Source organism: Nocardia sp. NPDC050413 (assembly GCF_040655475.1).
Taxonomy (GTDB): domain Bacteria; phylum Actinomycetota; class Actinomycetes; order Mycobacteriales; family Mycobacteriaceae; genus Nocardia; species Nocardia coubleae.
The window spans coordinates 158,480-172,170 of sequence record NZ_JBFAJZ010000003.1; the positions used below are offsets into that span (position 1 = coordinate 158,480).

Below are 13,691 nucleotides of genomic sequence, written 5' to 3' on the forward strand. Positions count from 1 at the left end.
CGCGTCGTTACCGAATTCGGGCGGGCGAACTGTGCAGTTTGCGTAGTTGCGCACCGGTGTGTTGTCGCGACGCGCCAGCGGTGCTTGCCTTGAGGCATGTTCACCGAGGCCCAGCTGTATTCGCCGGTGACGCGCGAGCGCGACGGCGACGTCACTGTGCACCTGAGTGACGACCACCCCGGCGTCGACGACGAGCACTACCGCACCAGGCGCAATGCCATCGCCGCGCTCGCCCTCGACTACCAGCCGGGCAAACCCGTCCCGCGCATCGACTACACCGACGACGAGCAGCGGGTCTGGCGGATCGCCTCGGCCGAGCTCGCCCGCAAGCACGAGGTGTACGCCTGCCGAGAGGTGCGCGAGGCGGCCGCCCGGCTCGCCCTGCCGCGCGACCACATCCCCCAGCTCGACGACGTCTCACGGCTGCTGCATCCGCTCACCGGTTTCCGGTACGTACCCGCCGCCGGGCTTGTCCCGCTGCGCGAGTTCTTCGGTTCGTTCGTGGACCGCACCTTCCATTCCACCCAGTACATCCGTCACCATTCGGCCCCGCTGTACACGCCGGAACCCGATGCGATCCACGAGATCATCGGGCACGCCAACCAGCTGGCGAGTCCGCGCTTCGCGAGTCTGTACGAGACCGTCGGCGCGGCGGTCGGACGGCTGGAGACCGATGCCGCGCTGAAGTTCCTCGCCGACGTGTTCTGGTTCTCGCTGGAATTCGGCGTGGTTCGCGAAGACGGAGAGATCCGTTGTTACGGTGCGGGTTTGCTGTCGTCCTACGGCGAGATCGACGAATTCCGCCAGGCGACGCTGCGCCCGCTCGACGTGGCGCAGATGGGCACCATCAGCTACGACATCACCCATTACCAGCCGGTGCTGTTCTGTGCCGATTCGGTGGATCAGCTCGTGGACGTGCTCGGCGAATTCTTCGCGACCATGGACGACGACACCCCGGCCCGGCTCGGCGGCCGTGCTCACCCCGCCGCGTAGTCGGCTGTAAACCGTTGGCGCAGAATATACTTGGCAATTCCGATGCGTCTCACATAATGGGACCAGGGTGCGCGCGGGCAAAGTCGCGGCGGTAGGTTCGACCCGTTCTTCAAGCTTTGCGAAAGGGTCGGGTAGACCGAATATGACTGTGGACGTGACTGATACGCGCGACGATCAGAATCCCGAGCCGGAGGCCCCGCTGTGGCTGCAGGGCCGCGAGGCGGTGATCGCCGCGGCGACCCCCGACCAGTGGCGCGGCAACGTTCCCGACTACGAACTGAGCCACGAGGTGATCCCCCGCGAGCGCGTCGCCCAGCACGCGCCCGGTTCGCTCGAGGCCATCGTCGAGGACCTGGTGAAGGTCTTCGAGATGGAGGTCTCGCACAAGGCCGACCCCGCCACCTGGCTGTCGGTGGTCGCCGAGCAGTACCGCGGCCGGGTCAACGGCGGTGTGTGGCAGGACGCGGAGGAATTCGCGCGGATCGGCAGCTACAACATCCTGATCGGCGACAACCCGTACTACGAGTCGGCGAACGAGACCTTCGAGTCCTCGCACAAGATCTTCCACACGGCCTTCCCCGGTGGCTTCTTCTGGGAGGTGCTCGAGGTGCTGTCGGGCCCGCCGACGGTGAGCTTCCGCTGGCGGCACTGGGGCAAGTACGACGGCGAGTACAAGGGCCACCAGCCCACCGGTGAGCAGATCGAGATGTACGGCGTGACCATCGCCCGCGTCACCGAGGACCTGCGCATCGTCGAGCTCGAGCACTTCTACGACAACAATCAGCTGCTCGGCCCGCTGGCGCACGGCTGCCCCGTGCAGCACGGCAAGGCCGACTAGGAGCTCGCGGGCCTGTCGTCGTCGAACGGCAGGCCCGCCTCGAGCAGGTCGAGGGCATGGCCGACCTTGGCGGCGTCCACCGGTCCGGTGGTGACGATGCCGAGCATCGCCCCGACCATCGCCCCCGCCGCCACCCGGACCTCGAAGTCGTCGACCGGGCGGCCGGTGTAGTCGGCGAGCAACTGGGCGGCCAGGTCGATGCTTCGCTGGAATTCCAGGCCGATCGCCGAGCGCAGTTCCGGCAGGTGGTAGAGCAGTTTCTGCCGTTGTTGTTCGAAGGCGGCATCCTCGGCCGACATCGACGCGTACACCGCCTCGGTGGCCCGGCGGACCGCGGTGAGCGGGTTCTGGCCCCGTGGTTGCGCCGCCAGCGCCTCGATCATCAGCGCGTCCTGGTCGTCGGCCATGACGAGCTGTTCCTTGGTCGGGAAGTAGCGGAAGAAGGTGCTCGGGGAGACCTCGGCGGCCGCGGCGATCTGTTCGACGGTCGTCTCGGTGTAGCCCTGCTCCCGGAACAGGCGGAACGCCTCGAGCCGGATGGTTCGGCGGGTCCGCTCCTTCTTCCGCGCGCGCAACGACGTCTCAACCGACATGCAGCGATTCTGCCGCATCGTCGGCTGTCACGGCGTGGCGCCGCCCGAAGGCCAGCGCCACCAGGACAGCCGCGAGCAGGCATCCCACCGCGCACACACCGAGCATGGTGTCCATGCCGAGCACGAAGGCGTGCCGCACCTCCTGCAGCGCGACGGGGTCGTGTGCGGTCGCGGTGACTCCCGCATTGACTCCGTCGGAGATCGGCGGCCGGTTCAGCTCGCCGAGATCGGCGCGGTAGACGGTGGCGAGCACGGTGCCGAGCACGGCGACACCGATCGTGCCACCCGCCTGCCGAAGTGCCTGCAGCAGAGCCGAACCCGAGCCTGATCGCGCGGTGTCGAGCTCGCTCATCGCCAACCCCATGGCCGCGGGCATCACCATTCCCATGCCCGCGCCGAGGACCGTCGTCCACGTGGCGGTGAGTCCGTAACCGCTGTCGACGCGGGTGAGCGCGCCGAGACCGATGCCGGCCGCGAGCACGAGGAACCCGGCGACGAGCACCGGCCGGATACCCCAGCGAGGCAACAGCAGATCCACCAGCCTGCTGCCGATCACCAGCCCGCCGATCATCGGCAGCAACCGTAGTCCGCTGCCGAGCGCGTCGACGCCGAGGACGGCCTGGAAGTACTGCGGCACGGTGAAGAACATGCCGAACATGGCGAAGCTGACCATCAGCGAAATGGCTGTGCCCCAGCGGAATCCGGACGACGCGAACAGGGCCGTATCGATGAGCGGGTGCGCGGCCCTCCGCTGCCACCACCCGAACACGGCGAGCGCACCGAGACCCGCGACGATCATCGCCCAGGCCGCCGCCTCACCCCATCCGTATTCGCCGATCCGGATGAAACCGTAAGTGAGTCCGAGCATTCCGAGCGCCGCCAGCACGGCACCGGGCAGGTCGATGCGAAAGGCCTTGTCGCCGCGCGATTCCGGAACGAGAAAGATGACCGCGAGGGTACCGAGGATCACCAGCGGCACATTGATGAGGAAGACCGAACCCCACCAGTAATTGCGCAGCAGCCAACCACCGACGACCGGGCCGAGCGGCAACCCGAGGGCGGTCGAGGTGACCCACACCGTGAGCGCGCGCTGGCGTTGCCCCTGGTCGCTGAACAGCACCGGGATCACCGCCATCGACAGCGGCATCATCGCCGCCGCGGCGACACCGAGCACCACGCGCGCGGCGATGAGCTGCCCGGCGGTGGTCGCGAAGGCACAGCCCAGCGAGGCGAGGCCGAACAGCACGAGGGCGCACAGCAGGACCTTCTTACGCCCGTAGCGGTCCCCGAGTGCGCCCGCGGGCAGCATCAGCGCGGCGAGGGCGAGGGTGTAGGCGCTGCTGAACCATTGCAGCGCAGCGGTATTCGCGTCGAGGTCGACGGCGAGGGTGGGAATGGCCACCGTCAGCACGGTGACGTCGAGTCCGATGGTGAGCATCGCCACGGCGAGCGCTCCGAGCGCCAGCCAGCGGCGGGTGTCGTCGGTCCGCATATCTCCTCCAATAATGAGAGCTACTGTCATTTGCTAGTAACTCTCATTTAGAGGTGGGTGTCAATAGGCGCATGGGCTCGACGGGAAATCGGCGTGTCGGCTCGCTAGGCTCTGCGCTGATGAAGATCCGCGAACACGGCGTGCGCGCCGCCTGCATCCTCGGCGCCGCCGCCACCGCGGCCGCTCTCACGCTCGGTCCCGCACAGGCCCAGCCCAGCCCCACCGGCTCGACCACCACCACACCGTTCACCACGCCGAACACCGACGGCTGCCCGCAGAAGACCAGGCCACCGGCCCCGATCGACTCCTCGGAGGTCCCGGCGCCGGGCGAATCGGCGCCCGCCGAACTGCCGGTTCCCGGCAAGCCGATCGGCGGCGACCGGCTCGGCGAATGCGGCGTGGTGCTGCCGGTCGGGGCAGCACCGCTGCCCGCCGACATCTCGGCGACCGCGTGGATGGTGTCGGACCTCGACACCGGACGCGTGCTGGCCGCCAAGGACCCGCACGGCCGCTATCGCCCCGCCAGCACCATCAAGGTGGCACTGGCCATCGTCGCCCTGCGCACCCTCGATCTGGACAAGGTGGTGGTCGGCACCCAAGCCGACGCCGATGTGGACGGCACCCGCGTCGGCATCGGGCCCGGCGGCCGCTACACCAACCGTCAGCTCATGCAGGCCCTCATCATGTGCTCCGGCAACGACGCCGCACACGCCATCGCCACCCAGCTCGGTGGCGACAAGGCGGCGGTGGCGAAGATGAACGACCTCGCGAAGTCCTTGCGCGCCATGGACACTCGCGCGGCCACGCCGTCGGGCCTCGACGGCCCCGGGATGAGCACCTCGGCCTACGACCTGTCGGTGCTGTTTAGGGAGGCGATGTCGATCCCGCTGTTCGCCGAGTTCATCCACACCGAACAGGTCGACTTCCCCGGCTACCCCGCCGACCCGAAGATCCCCGGCGACGAGGACCACCCCGGCTTCCCCATCGGCAACGACAACCAGCTGCTCTACAACTACCCCGGCGCCATCGGCGGCAAGACCGGCTTCACCGACGACGCCCGCCAGACCTTCGTGGCCGCCGCCGAACGCGACGGACACCGCCTCGTGGTCACCCTGTTGCAGGCCGACGTGCGCCCCATCCGCCCCTGGGAGCAGGCCGCACGCCTGCTCGACTACGGCTTCGCCCTCGACTCCGACGCGCGCATCGGCAAGCTCCCCGAAGTGGGCGACGACATGATCCAGCCGAGCGTCCCGCTCGCCTCACCCCCGCCGCGCGCCGACGGCAGCCGGCCGGAGATCTCGCGGTCCGCCCACGAAGGGGCGCGCATCGCCGCGCTCGTCGCGGGCCCGGTCCTGATCCTCACCCTGCTGTTCCTGGCCCGCCGCGCCTGGCGCAGTCGCTGAGCTACCGGCGGCGACCGAACACGACGAGGGCCAGGGCGGCGAGCGCGCCCGCGCCGAAGGCGGCCGCACCGGCACCGGTGGACAGGTTCTTGTCGACCACGCGCGGCTGGATGACGACCGGGGCGGGCGGGGCGATCTCGGTGTGGTCGTTGTCCGACGAGGTCGCCGCCCACGCGGTGGCGAACAGCAGGATGCGGAAGGTGATGTAGCTGAAGACCATCAGACCGATGATCGAACCGAAGGTGGCGCCCGCCGGGCTCGACAGCACCATCCGCAGGTAGATGGCGCCGACGAACTTGAAGATCTCGAATGCCACCGCGGCGATGGCCGCCGCCTTCGCCGCGCTGCGCAGCGACACCGGTTCGCGCGGTAGCCGGGCGATCACCCAGGCGAACACCGCCCAGGAGGCGATCATCCCCAGCGCGATGGACACGATCGACAACACCACCGACGCGCCGGGGACACCGTCGAGGCCAAAGGTTTTCAGCAGCTTCGCGGCGAGTCCGCTGTTGGCGACCGTCGACAGTCCGAGCGACACGACGAGGGCGAGGAACAGGCCGAACAGCGCGCCGAGATCGGACAGCTTCTCCCGCCACCACGGCTTGTCGGGAGTCTGGGTCTCCCACTGCTCGGTGAGCGCCGCACGCAGGTTCGCGATCCAGCCGAGACCGGTGTAGAGACCGGTCAGCAGACCGAGCACACCGACGGTGCCGCGCGAATCGACCGCCTGCTTGATGAGGTCGTTGATCTGCTCACCGAAGGCACCGGGTACCTTCTCGATCACCTTGCCCTGCAATTCGTTCAGCAGGTCCGGTTGCCCGGCGAGAATGAAACCCGCGATCGAGAACGCGACCATCAGCAGCGGAAACAGCGAAAGCACAGTGAAATACGTGATGCCCGCGGCGTAGTAGTCACCGCGCTGACGCTGGAACCGCCCACCGGCCCGGACCAGATGGTCCAGCCAAGGCCTGCTCTTGACCTGCTTCTCGACAGTGGCCGAGATGTTGTCGATCAACTGCATGACACGCGCCCCTCTTCAGCCGAAACCTCAGGTGCGCACCGGGTCAGCGAGCGAGGAAGCCGACCCGGTCGTACACCTGGGCAAGTGTGTTGCCTGCGATCTCACGCGCCCGCTCGGCCCCGGAAGCCAGGATCCGGTCCAGCTCTGCCTGATCCGACAGATAGTCCTTCACCTTCTTCTGCACGGGCGTCACGAATTCGACCAGCGCGTCGGCCACTTCGGCCTTGAGCTCACCGTAGCCTTTACCCGCGAAATTCTGTTCCAAGCTGACGATCGGGGTTTCGGTGAGCGAGCTGAGGATCACCAGCAGGTTGCTCACGCCCGGCTTGGTGTCGGGGTCGTAGACGATCTCGCGGCCGGTGTCGGTGACGGCCGAGCGCACCTTCTTCGCGGTGACCTTCGGATCGTCGAGCAGATTGACGAGCCCGGCGTCGCTGGCCGCGGACTTGCTCATCTTCGCGGTCGGATCCTGCAGGTCGTAGATCTTGGCGGTGCCCTTCACGATGTGCGGCTCGGGCACGACGAAGGTCTTCTTGAAGCGAGTGTTGAAGCGCTGGGCCAGGTTTCGGGTGAGCTCGAGGTGCTGGCGCTGATCCTCGCCGACGGGCACCTGGTGCGGACGGTAGAGCAGGATGTCGGCGGCCATCAGCACCGGGTAGGTGAACAGGCCGACGGTCGCGTTCTCGGCGCCCTGCTTGGCGGACTTGTCCTTGAACTGCGTCATCCGGCCCGCCTCGCCGAAACCGGTGATGCAGCTGAGCACCCACGACAGTTCGGCGTGCTCGGGCACCTGGCTCTGCACGAACAGGGTCGACTTCTCGGGGTCGATGCCGAGGGCGAGCAGCTGGGCGACAGCGGCTTTGGTGCGCGCGCGCAGCGCCTTCGGATCCTGGCTGACGGTGATGGCGTGCAGGTCGGGGATGAAGTACAGCGCGTCGTAGTCGTCCTGCATCGTCACCCAGTACTGCAGCGCACCCAGGTAGTTGCCGAGGTGGAAGGAGTCGCTGGTGGGCTGGATGCCCGACAGCACCCGCTGCTTACGTTCGGCCGTCGCGGCCGGGGCAGGACTGGACATGCCCCCAATCTTTCCACGCCGCTCAAACTGATTTGTCTGGCGGTGCTCCCGAGGGCCCTGCGTGGTTACGCTGCGCTACCGCCTCCGGGCCCGCCGGTCGCACCGCAATTTCGCTGCACCCAGTTGCGCGGATCGACGCCCGGCATGCTCGGCTTCCCCTGCCGGATCATGTGCTGTTCGCGGCGGGCGAGCAGCTGATAGGACGGGGTGCTCCGGCCGGCGAGCGCACCGGCGAGCACGCGCGGCGCCAGCGGCGGTGCGAGGTGCGCGGTGCGAATGCTGCGGCACAGGGCGCGGTGTGCGAGTTCGTCGGCGAGGTCCCACTCGATGCCGTACATCCGCCGGATACGCGGGGGCAGACTGCCCTGGACCAGCAGATACAGCGCGCTGCCGACCTGTTCGACGGGTGGGCGCAACCGGTAGGCCTTGCGATGACCGGCCAGGTAGGAGCCGACCAGCTCGGCTTCGTCGGTGAGGAACGGTTCGGCCGAGTCGAGGTAGGCGTCGAAGTAACGACGGAAGGCCGGGTAGTCGGCGGGGGCGGCCTCGCGTGGCATGCCGAACAGCTCACCCCAGCGCACGTAGTCCTGATAGAGGTCCTCGCGTTCGGTCGGGGCGAGTTCGCGGACCAGCCGGTCGTACATCACCTCGGCGGAATCGAAGGTGAAGGCCATGGTCATGAACATCAGGTGCGGGTCGAGGGCCGCGTAGGCAGTGCCCGCCCGGTGGTGCGGACCCGCATCCTCGGGCAGCGCGCCGACCACCCGCTCGTGCTTGCGCCGGGTGAAGGCGAGCGCCCGGTCGGCCTCGGCCTTGCTGCCGAGGAAGACCGATTCGAACAGGGCGCCGGTGACAGCCAGCCGCGTGTAGGGGGTCGCCCGATGGGCCGTGTGCTCGCTGGTCCCGACGAACAGCAGCGGGTGGACCGCGCCGATGACCAGGGCGCGCAGACCGTAGGTGACGCCGACCGCGCGCTTGCTCATCACCCTGCGAATCATCGAATCGTCGGCGAAATATCCGGGTTCGCCCTGCCGTGCGGCCATGTCGCGCCTCCTCGTCGAGTGCATCTGGCAATAGAATCCTCCAGAATTGGTAATCTGGCAAGAGTCTCTACCAAAACACCCGCGAACGGACGGTGGCAGCACAATGGAGCCCGTGGCTGCACAACGGACATACGGGGGCGTCTCCGCCGAACAACGCCAGGCGCAGCGCCGCACAGCGCTGCTGGACGCGGCGCTCGACATCCTCGCCGAGGACGGGCAGGCCAAACTCACCGTCGCGGGGCTGTGTGCCCGCGCCGGCCTCAACGAGCGCTACTACTACGAGAACTTCGAACGACGCGAGAGCGTGCTCGAAGCACTGCTCGATCGCATCGCCGAGGAACTGGCCGCCGCCATCATGGCGGCCCTGGCCGGTGCGCCGCCCGACAGCCGCGCCCAGGCGCACGCGGCGATCGAGGCGGGCGTGGCGGTTCTGCTCGACGACCCACGCAAGGCCCGCGCCGCGCTCATCGCCGGCATGGCCACGCCCGAACTCCGCGCGCGCACCGCGCGAACGGTTCGCGCGTTCGCCCGGCTCGTCGCCGCCGAGGGCACCGGCTTCTACGGCGGCGACGTACCGCAGAACCTGGTCGATTTCCGGGCGATCTACCTGGTCGGCGGCCTGACCCAGACCCTGACGACGTGGCTCGCGGGCGATCTCGACCTGACCCGCGCGGAACTGATCGACCAGATCACCGACGTCTTCGTACTACTCGGCGACGACCTGGCCGGCCGCTATCGCTAGGACCCGCCGACCGGGTTCACACGCCGCGCTTCATTCCCAAGCGCAGTTTGGGCCGAAGCTGTAGCACGGCTCCGACGATCCGCTGGCCAGCCAGCCGATCGCGTAGCCCAACACCGAGTTGATGTCCTGATTCAGCAGCCCCGATCCGCTGTCGGCGACCGGTTGCGCGATGGCCTGCTGGGCGCTCGCGGGCCCGGTCGGCACGCACGTGTCGAGCATGATGCCGTCGCACGGCTGCGAGGACCCGAGTCCGAGTGCCTGAAGCAGGGCAACACCGGGGAAATCCTCGGTGGACCCGACCGCGGGGCCCGCTACCGGCGCCACCGCCGCACCGGCCGCCGCGATTCCGGGGCCCGCCGCCATGATCGCGGCCACAACGCCCGCACTCGCCAGTACTCGCTTCATCGTGTTCTCCTCACCGGCGGCCTCGAATCGGCCGCACCGGCGGCAACGTTAAGCGGGCCGATCAGCAGGCGGGAGACGCCAATTCCCTCGGCATCATCCGCTGATCGCTACCGCACCGAAGGTAACCGGGTCGCCTTGCAGGACAACCCGGAACACCACATCGCGGCGCGACCAGTAGGCGGCGCAGTCGCGCATGGCAGCCTCGAACCAGGCGCGTTCGGTGGGCTCGTCGGCGAGCAGGTCGTCGGCGGTGCGGACCACCACGACGTAACCGGGTGCGTCGCCGACGAAATCGTCGAGGTCGCGCAGGCATTCGTCGAAGGCGTCCTTGTTCGCGCCGAAGTAGTACGGGAACTGGAAGGCGGCCGCGAACTCGTCGAACAGGGTGGTGACATCGCGCATCTTGGTGCCGCGCAGTTCGCGCACGCGGTAGTCGGCGGGGGCGTCGTAGCGGATGGCGCTGAACTGGTTGGCATCCACCGCCATGGCGCCGAGCACCGGTGCGTCGACCGCTGCGGGCGCGTCGGCGGGTGGGCGGGCAAGGAACTGCGACAGCGTCATCGGCATCAGCGCATCCTCGTGAACGTTTCGTAGTGGTCACCGGTGTACCAGGCGCTGCCGTCGCTGCCGGTGACGATGCGTTCCGCGTCGCGACCCCGGTTGCGCTGCTTGGGATTCACATCCCACTCCTGATACTTCACCGGATTGCCCGCCGAATCCTTGGGCGGCAGTTTGGTTCCCCGGTTCATGAACTGCTCGCCACCCTTGGTGCCGGGCGCGTTCGCCGAATCCGGCCAGCGCCCCGCATCGATCTCGACGAGCGTGGCGTAGGCCCGATCCGGCACCCCCGCCACCTTCGTGACCGGCGCCGCCGACGGATTCGCCGACGGTTTCGCCGCAGGTGCCGCGGGTTTCGGCGCGGTCGACGACGCGACCGCGCGGGTGGTGGTCGCCGCCGTAGTCGTATCCGAACCACGACCACCGAACAGCGTCAGACCGAGCGCGGCGAGGACAAGGACGAGTCCGCCGAGCAGACCGAGAGTTTTCCGTGAGATGTTCATCGGTATTGCACAGTAACCGGCGCGTGGTCGGACCAGCGCTGGTCGTAGGCGGCGGCGCGTTCGACGACGGCCTGCTTGGCGCGGCCGGTGAGTTCCCCTCGGGCGAGCTGGTAGTCGATGCGCCAGCCGGAGTCGTTGTCGAAGGCGCGGCCGCGGTAGGACCACCAGCTGTACGGGCCCGCGACATCGGGGTGCAGGGCGCGGACCACGTCGACGTAGCCCGCGGCGAGCAGTTCGGCGATCCAGGCGCGTTCCTCGGGCAGGAAGCCCGCCGACTTCTGGTTGCCCTTCCAGTTCTTCAGGTCCACCTCGGCGGGCGCGATGTTCCAGTCACCGCTCACCACGAACTCGCCGGTCCTGGCCTTCAGGTAGGCGCCGAGTTCGGCCATGAAGCGGTACTTCTCGTCCTGCTTGGGTGTGTTCTCCTCGCCCGAATGCACGTACACACTCGCCACGGTGAGTTCGCCGAAGTCGGCCTCGAGGTAGCGCCCCGACGCGGCGAACTCGGTGCTGCCGAAGCCGATCCGCACCGCGTCGGGCGCGCGCCGCGACAGGATGCCGACACCCGCGCGGCCCTTCGACTCCGGTTCGGCGTGGGTGAGCACCCACCCGGCCGCGAGTGCGGGAGCCAGCGCGGCGGCGGTTTGCGCGTCGGTGGCCCTGGTCTCCTGCAGGCAGACGATGTCGGCTTCGGTGGCGTCGAGCCAGGCGAGCATGCCTTTGGTCGCCGCCGCGCGGACGCCGTTGACGTTCACGGTCGAGAGAATGATTGCCACGCGTAGGACGGTACATCGGCGGGTATTCCCCCACGTGTAGGGGAACAACCCGGCGGCGCGAACGTTGTGATCGCCGGCACGGCAACAGCCCGCGCTCGGCGGTTCCCCCGCGTAACCTCGGGTAACAGGACACTGTCGTCCAGGAAGGGGTGATGACGATGACGTCACGCACCGCCAAGTCCCCCGCCCGCCCGGAGCCGATCGCGGCCCTGCATCTCGGGTCCGGCGACCCGGTGCTGCTGTTGCACGGATTCATGTTGTCGCCACACTGCTGGGAGCAGGTCGCCCACCGCATGGCCGCCCACTGCGAGGTGTACGCGCCCGCGTTCGCCGGGCACTGGGGCGGACCGAAGGTCGAGGGCTGGACGCTCGACGTGTACGCCCTGGCCGACCAGATCGAGGACCAGCTCGACGAATTGGGTTGGCGCACCTGCCATATCGCGGGCAATTCGCTCGGCGGCTGGGTGGGTCTCGAGCTCGCGCGACGCGGTCGGGCCCGCACGCTCACCACCATCGCGGCGGCGGGCGGCTGGGCCTCGCCCTCGATCACCCAGATCAGGATCGGCGCCAAGTTCGCGTCGCTGCTGCCGTTCGTCGCGGTCGGCAGGCGTCTCGGTGACATCGCGATCGACAACCGGCTGGTGCAGCACGCCACGGCGCTGCTGCTGACCAAACGCACCGGAGCCGTGCCACGCCACGAACTGGTCACCACACTCATCGCCGCACTGCACTGCGACGTCATCGTGCCGTTGATCCTCGGCAGCCTGCGTGCGCCCGGCATGGACGACCTCGCCGAACTGGAAACACCCATCCGCATGCTGCTCGCCGAGCACGACCGGATCATCCCCAACAGCGTCTACGCCACCCACTACCTGCGCGAACTCCCCGCGTCGGCGGATCGCATCCTGGTACACGGGGTGGGGCACGTGCCGATGCTGGAGGCCCCCGACCGGATCGCGACGCTCATCGCCGAGCACATCTACGCCAGCCGGGGGCACCTGCGCGCGGTGTGATCAGCGCGCGAGCAGCCCCTTGGCGATGTGGGTCACCTGGATCTCGTTGCTGCCGGCGTAGATCATCAGCGACTTGGCGTCGCGGGCGAGCTGTTCGACGCGGTACTCACTCATGTACCCGTTGCCGCCGAACAGCTGCACGGCCTCCATCGCCACCTCGGTCGCGGCCTCGGAGCAGTACAGCTTCATCGCCGAGGCCTCGGCCAGGCTCGGCGGCTTACCGGCCTTGCCGCGCTCGAGCACGTTGAAGACCATGTTGCGCACATTGATCCGCGCAACTTCCATCTTGGCCAGCTTGAGCTGGATCAGCTGGAAGCGCCCGATCTCCTGACCCCACAGGGTGCGGTTGCGCGCGTAATCCACACACAGCCGGTGACATTCCTCGATCACGCCGAGCGCCATGAAGCCCACGCCGATCCGCTCGGCGGTGAAACTCGCTCGGGCGCTTTCCCTTCCGTCACCACCTCGGTGGTCCTCGGTCTCGCCGAGCAGCCGGTCCTTACCGAGCCGGACGTTGTCGAAGAACAGCTCGCCGGTGGGTGAGGAGTGCAGGCCCATCTTCTTGAACGGTTTGCCCTGGGTGAGGCCCGCCATGCCCTTGTCGAGCACGAAGGTGAGCACCTTGCGGTCACGCTTGTCGGCGCCGTCGCCCTCGTCGAGCTTGGCGTAGACGATGATCACGTCGGCACACGGGCCGTTGGTGATGAAGGTCTTCTGGCCGTTGAGGATGTAGTCCTCACCGTCGCGTTCGACGCGAGTCTTCATGCCGCCGAACGCATCCGAGCCCGAGTCCGGTTCGGTGATCGCCCAGGAAGCCACCTTACGCAGGGTGACGATGTCGGCGAGCCAGCGCTGTTTCTGCGCGAGCGTGCCGCGCGACATGATGGTGGTGGCGCCCAGGCCGATACTCACGCCGAGGGCGGACACCAAACCCATACATACGCCGGACAATTCGCTGATGAGCACCGCCATCATCGACTGCTGATCACCGAACGGGCTGCGCTTGCCCGAGCCACCCTCCCCGCTCTCCTCTTTGGCGAGCATCTTGGTGACCATGTCCTCGGACATGGTGTCGATGCCGAACTGGCTGAACAGCTTTCGCAGAATCGGGTACGGCAGCATCTCGCCGCTGTCGAGGGCGTCGAGGTGCGGGCGGACCTCCTTGTCGATGAAGGTCCGCACGGCATCGCGGATCATCAGATCGGTTTCGGACCACTCGAACACTGTTCGCTCCTG

The 13,691-nt window shown here is 68.1% G+C and carries 15 protein-coding genes; 5 read left to right on the forward strand and 10 right to left on the reverse strand.

Translation table 11 applies throughout. From position 1 onward, the window contains the following. Window positions 1–96: 96 nt before the first annotated feature. The gene (locus tag AB0I19_RS10525) at window positions 97–993 is read left to right on the forward strand and encodes a phenylalanine 4-monooxygenase (protein ID WP_357147026.1); all 897 of its coding nucleotides are present in this window, start codon (window positions 97–99) and stop codon (window positions 991–993) included. Between the two features lie 154 nt (window positions 994–1,147). Beyond that, the gene (locus AB0I19_RS10530; RefSeq protein WP_225282035.1) at window positions 1,148–1,831 is read left to right on the forward strand and encodes an ester cyclase; all 684 of its coding nucleotides are present in this window, start codon (window positions 1,148–1,150) and stop codon (window positions 1,829–1,831) included. Here the strand turns inward: AB0I19_RS10530 and AB0I19_RS10535 are convergent. Both AB0I19_RS10535 and AB0I19_RS10540 read right to left on the reverse strand, forming a co-directional pair. Beyond that, on the reverse strand, window positions 1,828–2,424 hold the full coding sequence (locus tag AB0I19_RS10535; RefSeq protein WP_357147029.1) for a TetR family transcriptional regulator: 597 nt from the start codon (window positions 2,422–2,424) through the stop codon (window positions 1,828–1,830). The genes AB0I19_RS10530 and AB0I19_RS10535 overlap by 4 nt on opposite strands. Next, window positions 2,414–3,916, reverse strand: coding sequence for an MFS transporter (locus tag AB0I19_RS10540; protein WP_357147032.1), 1,503 nt, complete (start codon window positions 3,914–3,916; stop codon window positions 2,414–2,416). The genes AB0I19_RS10535 and AB0I19_RS10540 overlap by 11 nt, the downstream gene beginning before the upstream one ends. 119 nt (window positions 3,917–4,035) lie before the next feature. Here AB0I19_RS10540 and AB0I19_RS10545 point away from each other — a divergent pair, with 119 nt between their 5' ends. Beyond that, entirely contained in the window at window positions 4,036–5,319 is a 1,284-nt protein-coding gene (locus tag AB0I19_RS10545; RefSeq protein ID WP_357147034.1) for a D-alanyl-D-alanine carboxypeptidase family protein, read from the forward strand. A gap of 1 nt (window position 5,320) precedes the next feature. Here AB0I19_RS10545 and yhjD read toward each other — a convergent pair whose 3' ends face one another. The 3 genes from yhjD to AB0I19_RS10560 all read right to left on the reverse strand — a co-directional run bounded on the left by yhjD (window position 5,321) and on the right by AB0I19_RS10560 (window position 8,458). After that, window positions 5,321–6,340, reverse strand: a complete 1,020-nt coding sequence (gene yhjD, locus AB0I19_RS10550; protein WP_357147036.1) for an inner membrane protein YhjD — start codon at window positions 6,338–6,340, stop codon at window positions 5,321–5,323. A gap of 43 nt (window positions 6,341–6,383) precedes the next feature. Further along, window positions 6,384–7,415, reverse strand: a complete 1,032-nt coding sequence (gene trpS, locus AB0I19_RS10555) for a tryptophan--tRNA ligase (RefSeq protein WP_181697589.1) — start codon at window positions 7,413–7,415, stop codon at window positions 6,384–6,386. A gap of 65 nt (window positions 7,416–7,480) precedes the next feature. Beyond that, on the reverse strand, window positions 7,481–8,458 hold the full coding sequence (locus AB0I19_RS10560) for an oxygenase MpaB family protein (RefSeq protein ID WP_357147039.1): 978 nt from the start codon (window positions 8,456–8,458) through the stop codon (window positions 7,481–7,483). 103 nt (window positions 8,459–8,561) lie between these two features. Here AB0I19_RS10560 and AB0I19_RS10565 point away from each other — a divergent pair, with 103 nt between their 5' ends. Next, window positions 8,562–9,200 carry a TetR/AcrR family transcriptional regulator gene (locus AB0I19_RS10565; RefSeq protein ID WP_067641341.1) on the forward strand — a complete coding sequence of 213 codons (639 nt, stop codon included), beginning with the start codon at window positions 8,562–8,564 and terminating at the stop codon, window positions 9,198–9,200. A gap of 30 nt (window positions 9,201–9,230) precedes the next feature. Here the strand turns inward: AB0I19_RS10565 and AB0I19_RS10570 are convergent, their stop codons facing one another. The 4 genes from AB0I19_RS10570 to AB0I19_RS10585 all read right to left on the reverse strand — a co-directional run bounded on the left by AB0I19_RS10570 (window position 9,231) and on the right by AB0I19_RS10585 (window position 11,442). After that, window positions 9,231–9,605, reverse strand: coding sequence for a hypothetical protein (locus AB0I19_RS10570; protein WP_357147041.1), 375 nt, complete (start codon window positions 9,603–9,605; stop codon window positions 9,231–9,233). 93 nt (window positions 9,606–9,698) lie between these two features. Further along, window positions 9,699–10,172, reverse strand: coding sequence for a barstar family protein (locus tag AB0I19_RS10575; protein ID WP_357147044.1), 474 nt, complete (start codon window positions 10,170–10,172; stop codon window positions 9,699–9,701). Then, a complete protein-coding gene (locus AB0I19_RS10580; protein ID WP_067641336.1) occupies window positions 10,172–10,666 on the reverse strand; it encodes a ribonuclease domain-containing protein in 495 nt (164 codons plus the stop codon). The genes AB0I19_RS10575 and AB0I19_RS10580 overlap by 1 nt, the downstream gene beginning before the upstream one ends. Next, window positions 10,663–11,442: an exodeoxyribonuclease III gene (locus AB0I19_RS10585; RefSeq protein WP_181697592.1), complete on the reverse strand. Its 780-nt coding sequence runs from the start codon at window positions 11,440–11,442 to the stop codon at window positions 10,663–10,665. Before AB0I19_RS10585 ends, AB0I19_RS10580 begins: the two co-directional genes overlap by 4 nt. Before the next feature lie 152 nt (window positions 11,443–11,594). Here AB0I19_RS10585 and AB0I19_RS10590 point away from each other — a divergent pair, with 152 nt between their 5' ends. Continuing rightward, window positions 11,595–12,455, forward strand: coding sequence for an alpha/beta hydrolase (locus AB0I19_RS10590; protein ID WP_357147048.1), 861 nt, complete (start codon window positions 11,595–11,597; stop codon window positions 12,453–12,455). Here AB0I19_RS10590 and AB0I19_RS10595 read toward each other — a convergent pair whose 3' ends face one another. Further along, window positions 12,456–13,679: an acyl-CoA dehydrogenase family protein gene (locus AB0I19_RS10595; protein WP_357147051.1), complete on the reverse strand. Its 1,224-nt coding sequence runs from the start codon at window positions 13,677–13,679 to the stop codon at window positions 12,456–12,458. It abuts the gene before it with no gap. Window positions 13,680–13,691 lie beyond the last annotated feature (12 nt).

Excerpts from the sequence above, each read along its gene's own strand:
- AB0I19_RS10535 (WP_357147029.1), bottom strand. The coding sequence starts at position 2,424 with ATGTCGGTTGAGACGTCGTTGCGCGCGCGGAAGAAGGAGCGGACCCGC.
- AB0I19_RS10525 (WP_357147026.1), top strand. The coding sequence starts at position 97 with ATGTTCACCGAGGCCCAGCTGTATTCGCCGGTGACGCGCGAGCGCGAC.
- AB0I19_RS10580 (WP_067641336.1), bottom strand. The coding sequence starts at position 10,666 with ATGAACATCTCACGGAAAACTCTCGGTCTGCTCGGCGGACTCGTCCTT.
- AB0I19_RS10560 (WP_357147039.1), bottom strand. The coding sequence starts at position 8,458 with ATGGCCGCACGGCAGGGCGAACCCGGATATTTCGCCGACGATTCGATG.
- AB0I19_RS10590 (WP_357147048.1), top strand. The coding sequence starts at position 11,595 with ATGACGATGACGTCACGCACCGCCAAGTCCCCCGCCCGCCCGGAGCCG.
- AB0I19_RS10570 (WP_357147041.1), bottom strand. The coding sequence starts at position 9,605 with ATGAAGCGAGTACTGGCGAGTGCGGGCGTTGTGGCCGCGATCATGGCG.
- AB0I19_RS10545 (WP_357147034.1), top strand. The coding sequence starts at position 4,036 with ATGAAGATCCGCGAACACGGCGTGCGCGCCGCCTGCATCCTCGGCGCC.
- AB0I19_RS10565 (WP_067641341.1), top strand. The coding sequence starts at position 8,562 with ATGGAGCCCGTGGCTGCACAACGGACATACGGGGGCGTCTCCGCCGAA.
- trpS (WP_181697589.1), bottom strand. The coding sequence starts at position 7,415 with ATGTCCAGTCCTGCCCCGGCCGCGACGGCCGAACGTAAGCAGCGGGTG.
- AB0I19_RS10540 (WP_357147032.1), bottom strand. The coding sequence starts at position 3,916 with ATGCGGACCGACGACACCCGCCGCTGGCTGGCGCTCGGAGCGCTCGCC.
- yhjD (WP_357147036.1), bottom strand. The coding sequence starts at position 6,340 with ATGCAGTTGATCGACAACATCTCGGCCACTGTCGAGAAGCAGGTCAAG.
- AB0I19_RS10575 (WP_357147044.1), bottom strand. The coding sequence starts at position 10,172 with ATGCCGATGACGCTGTCGCAGTTCCTTGCCCGCCCACCCGCCGACGCG.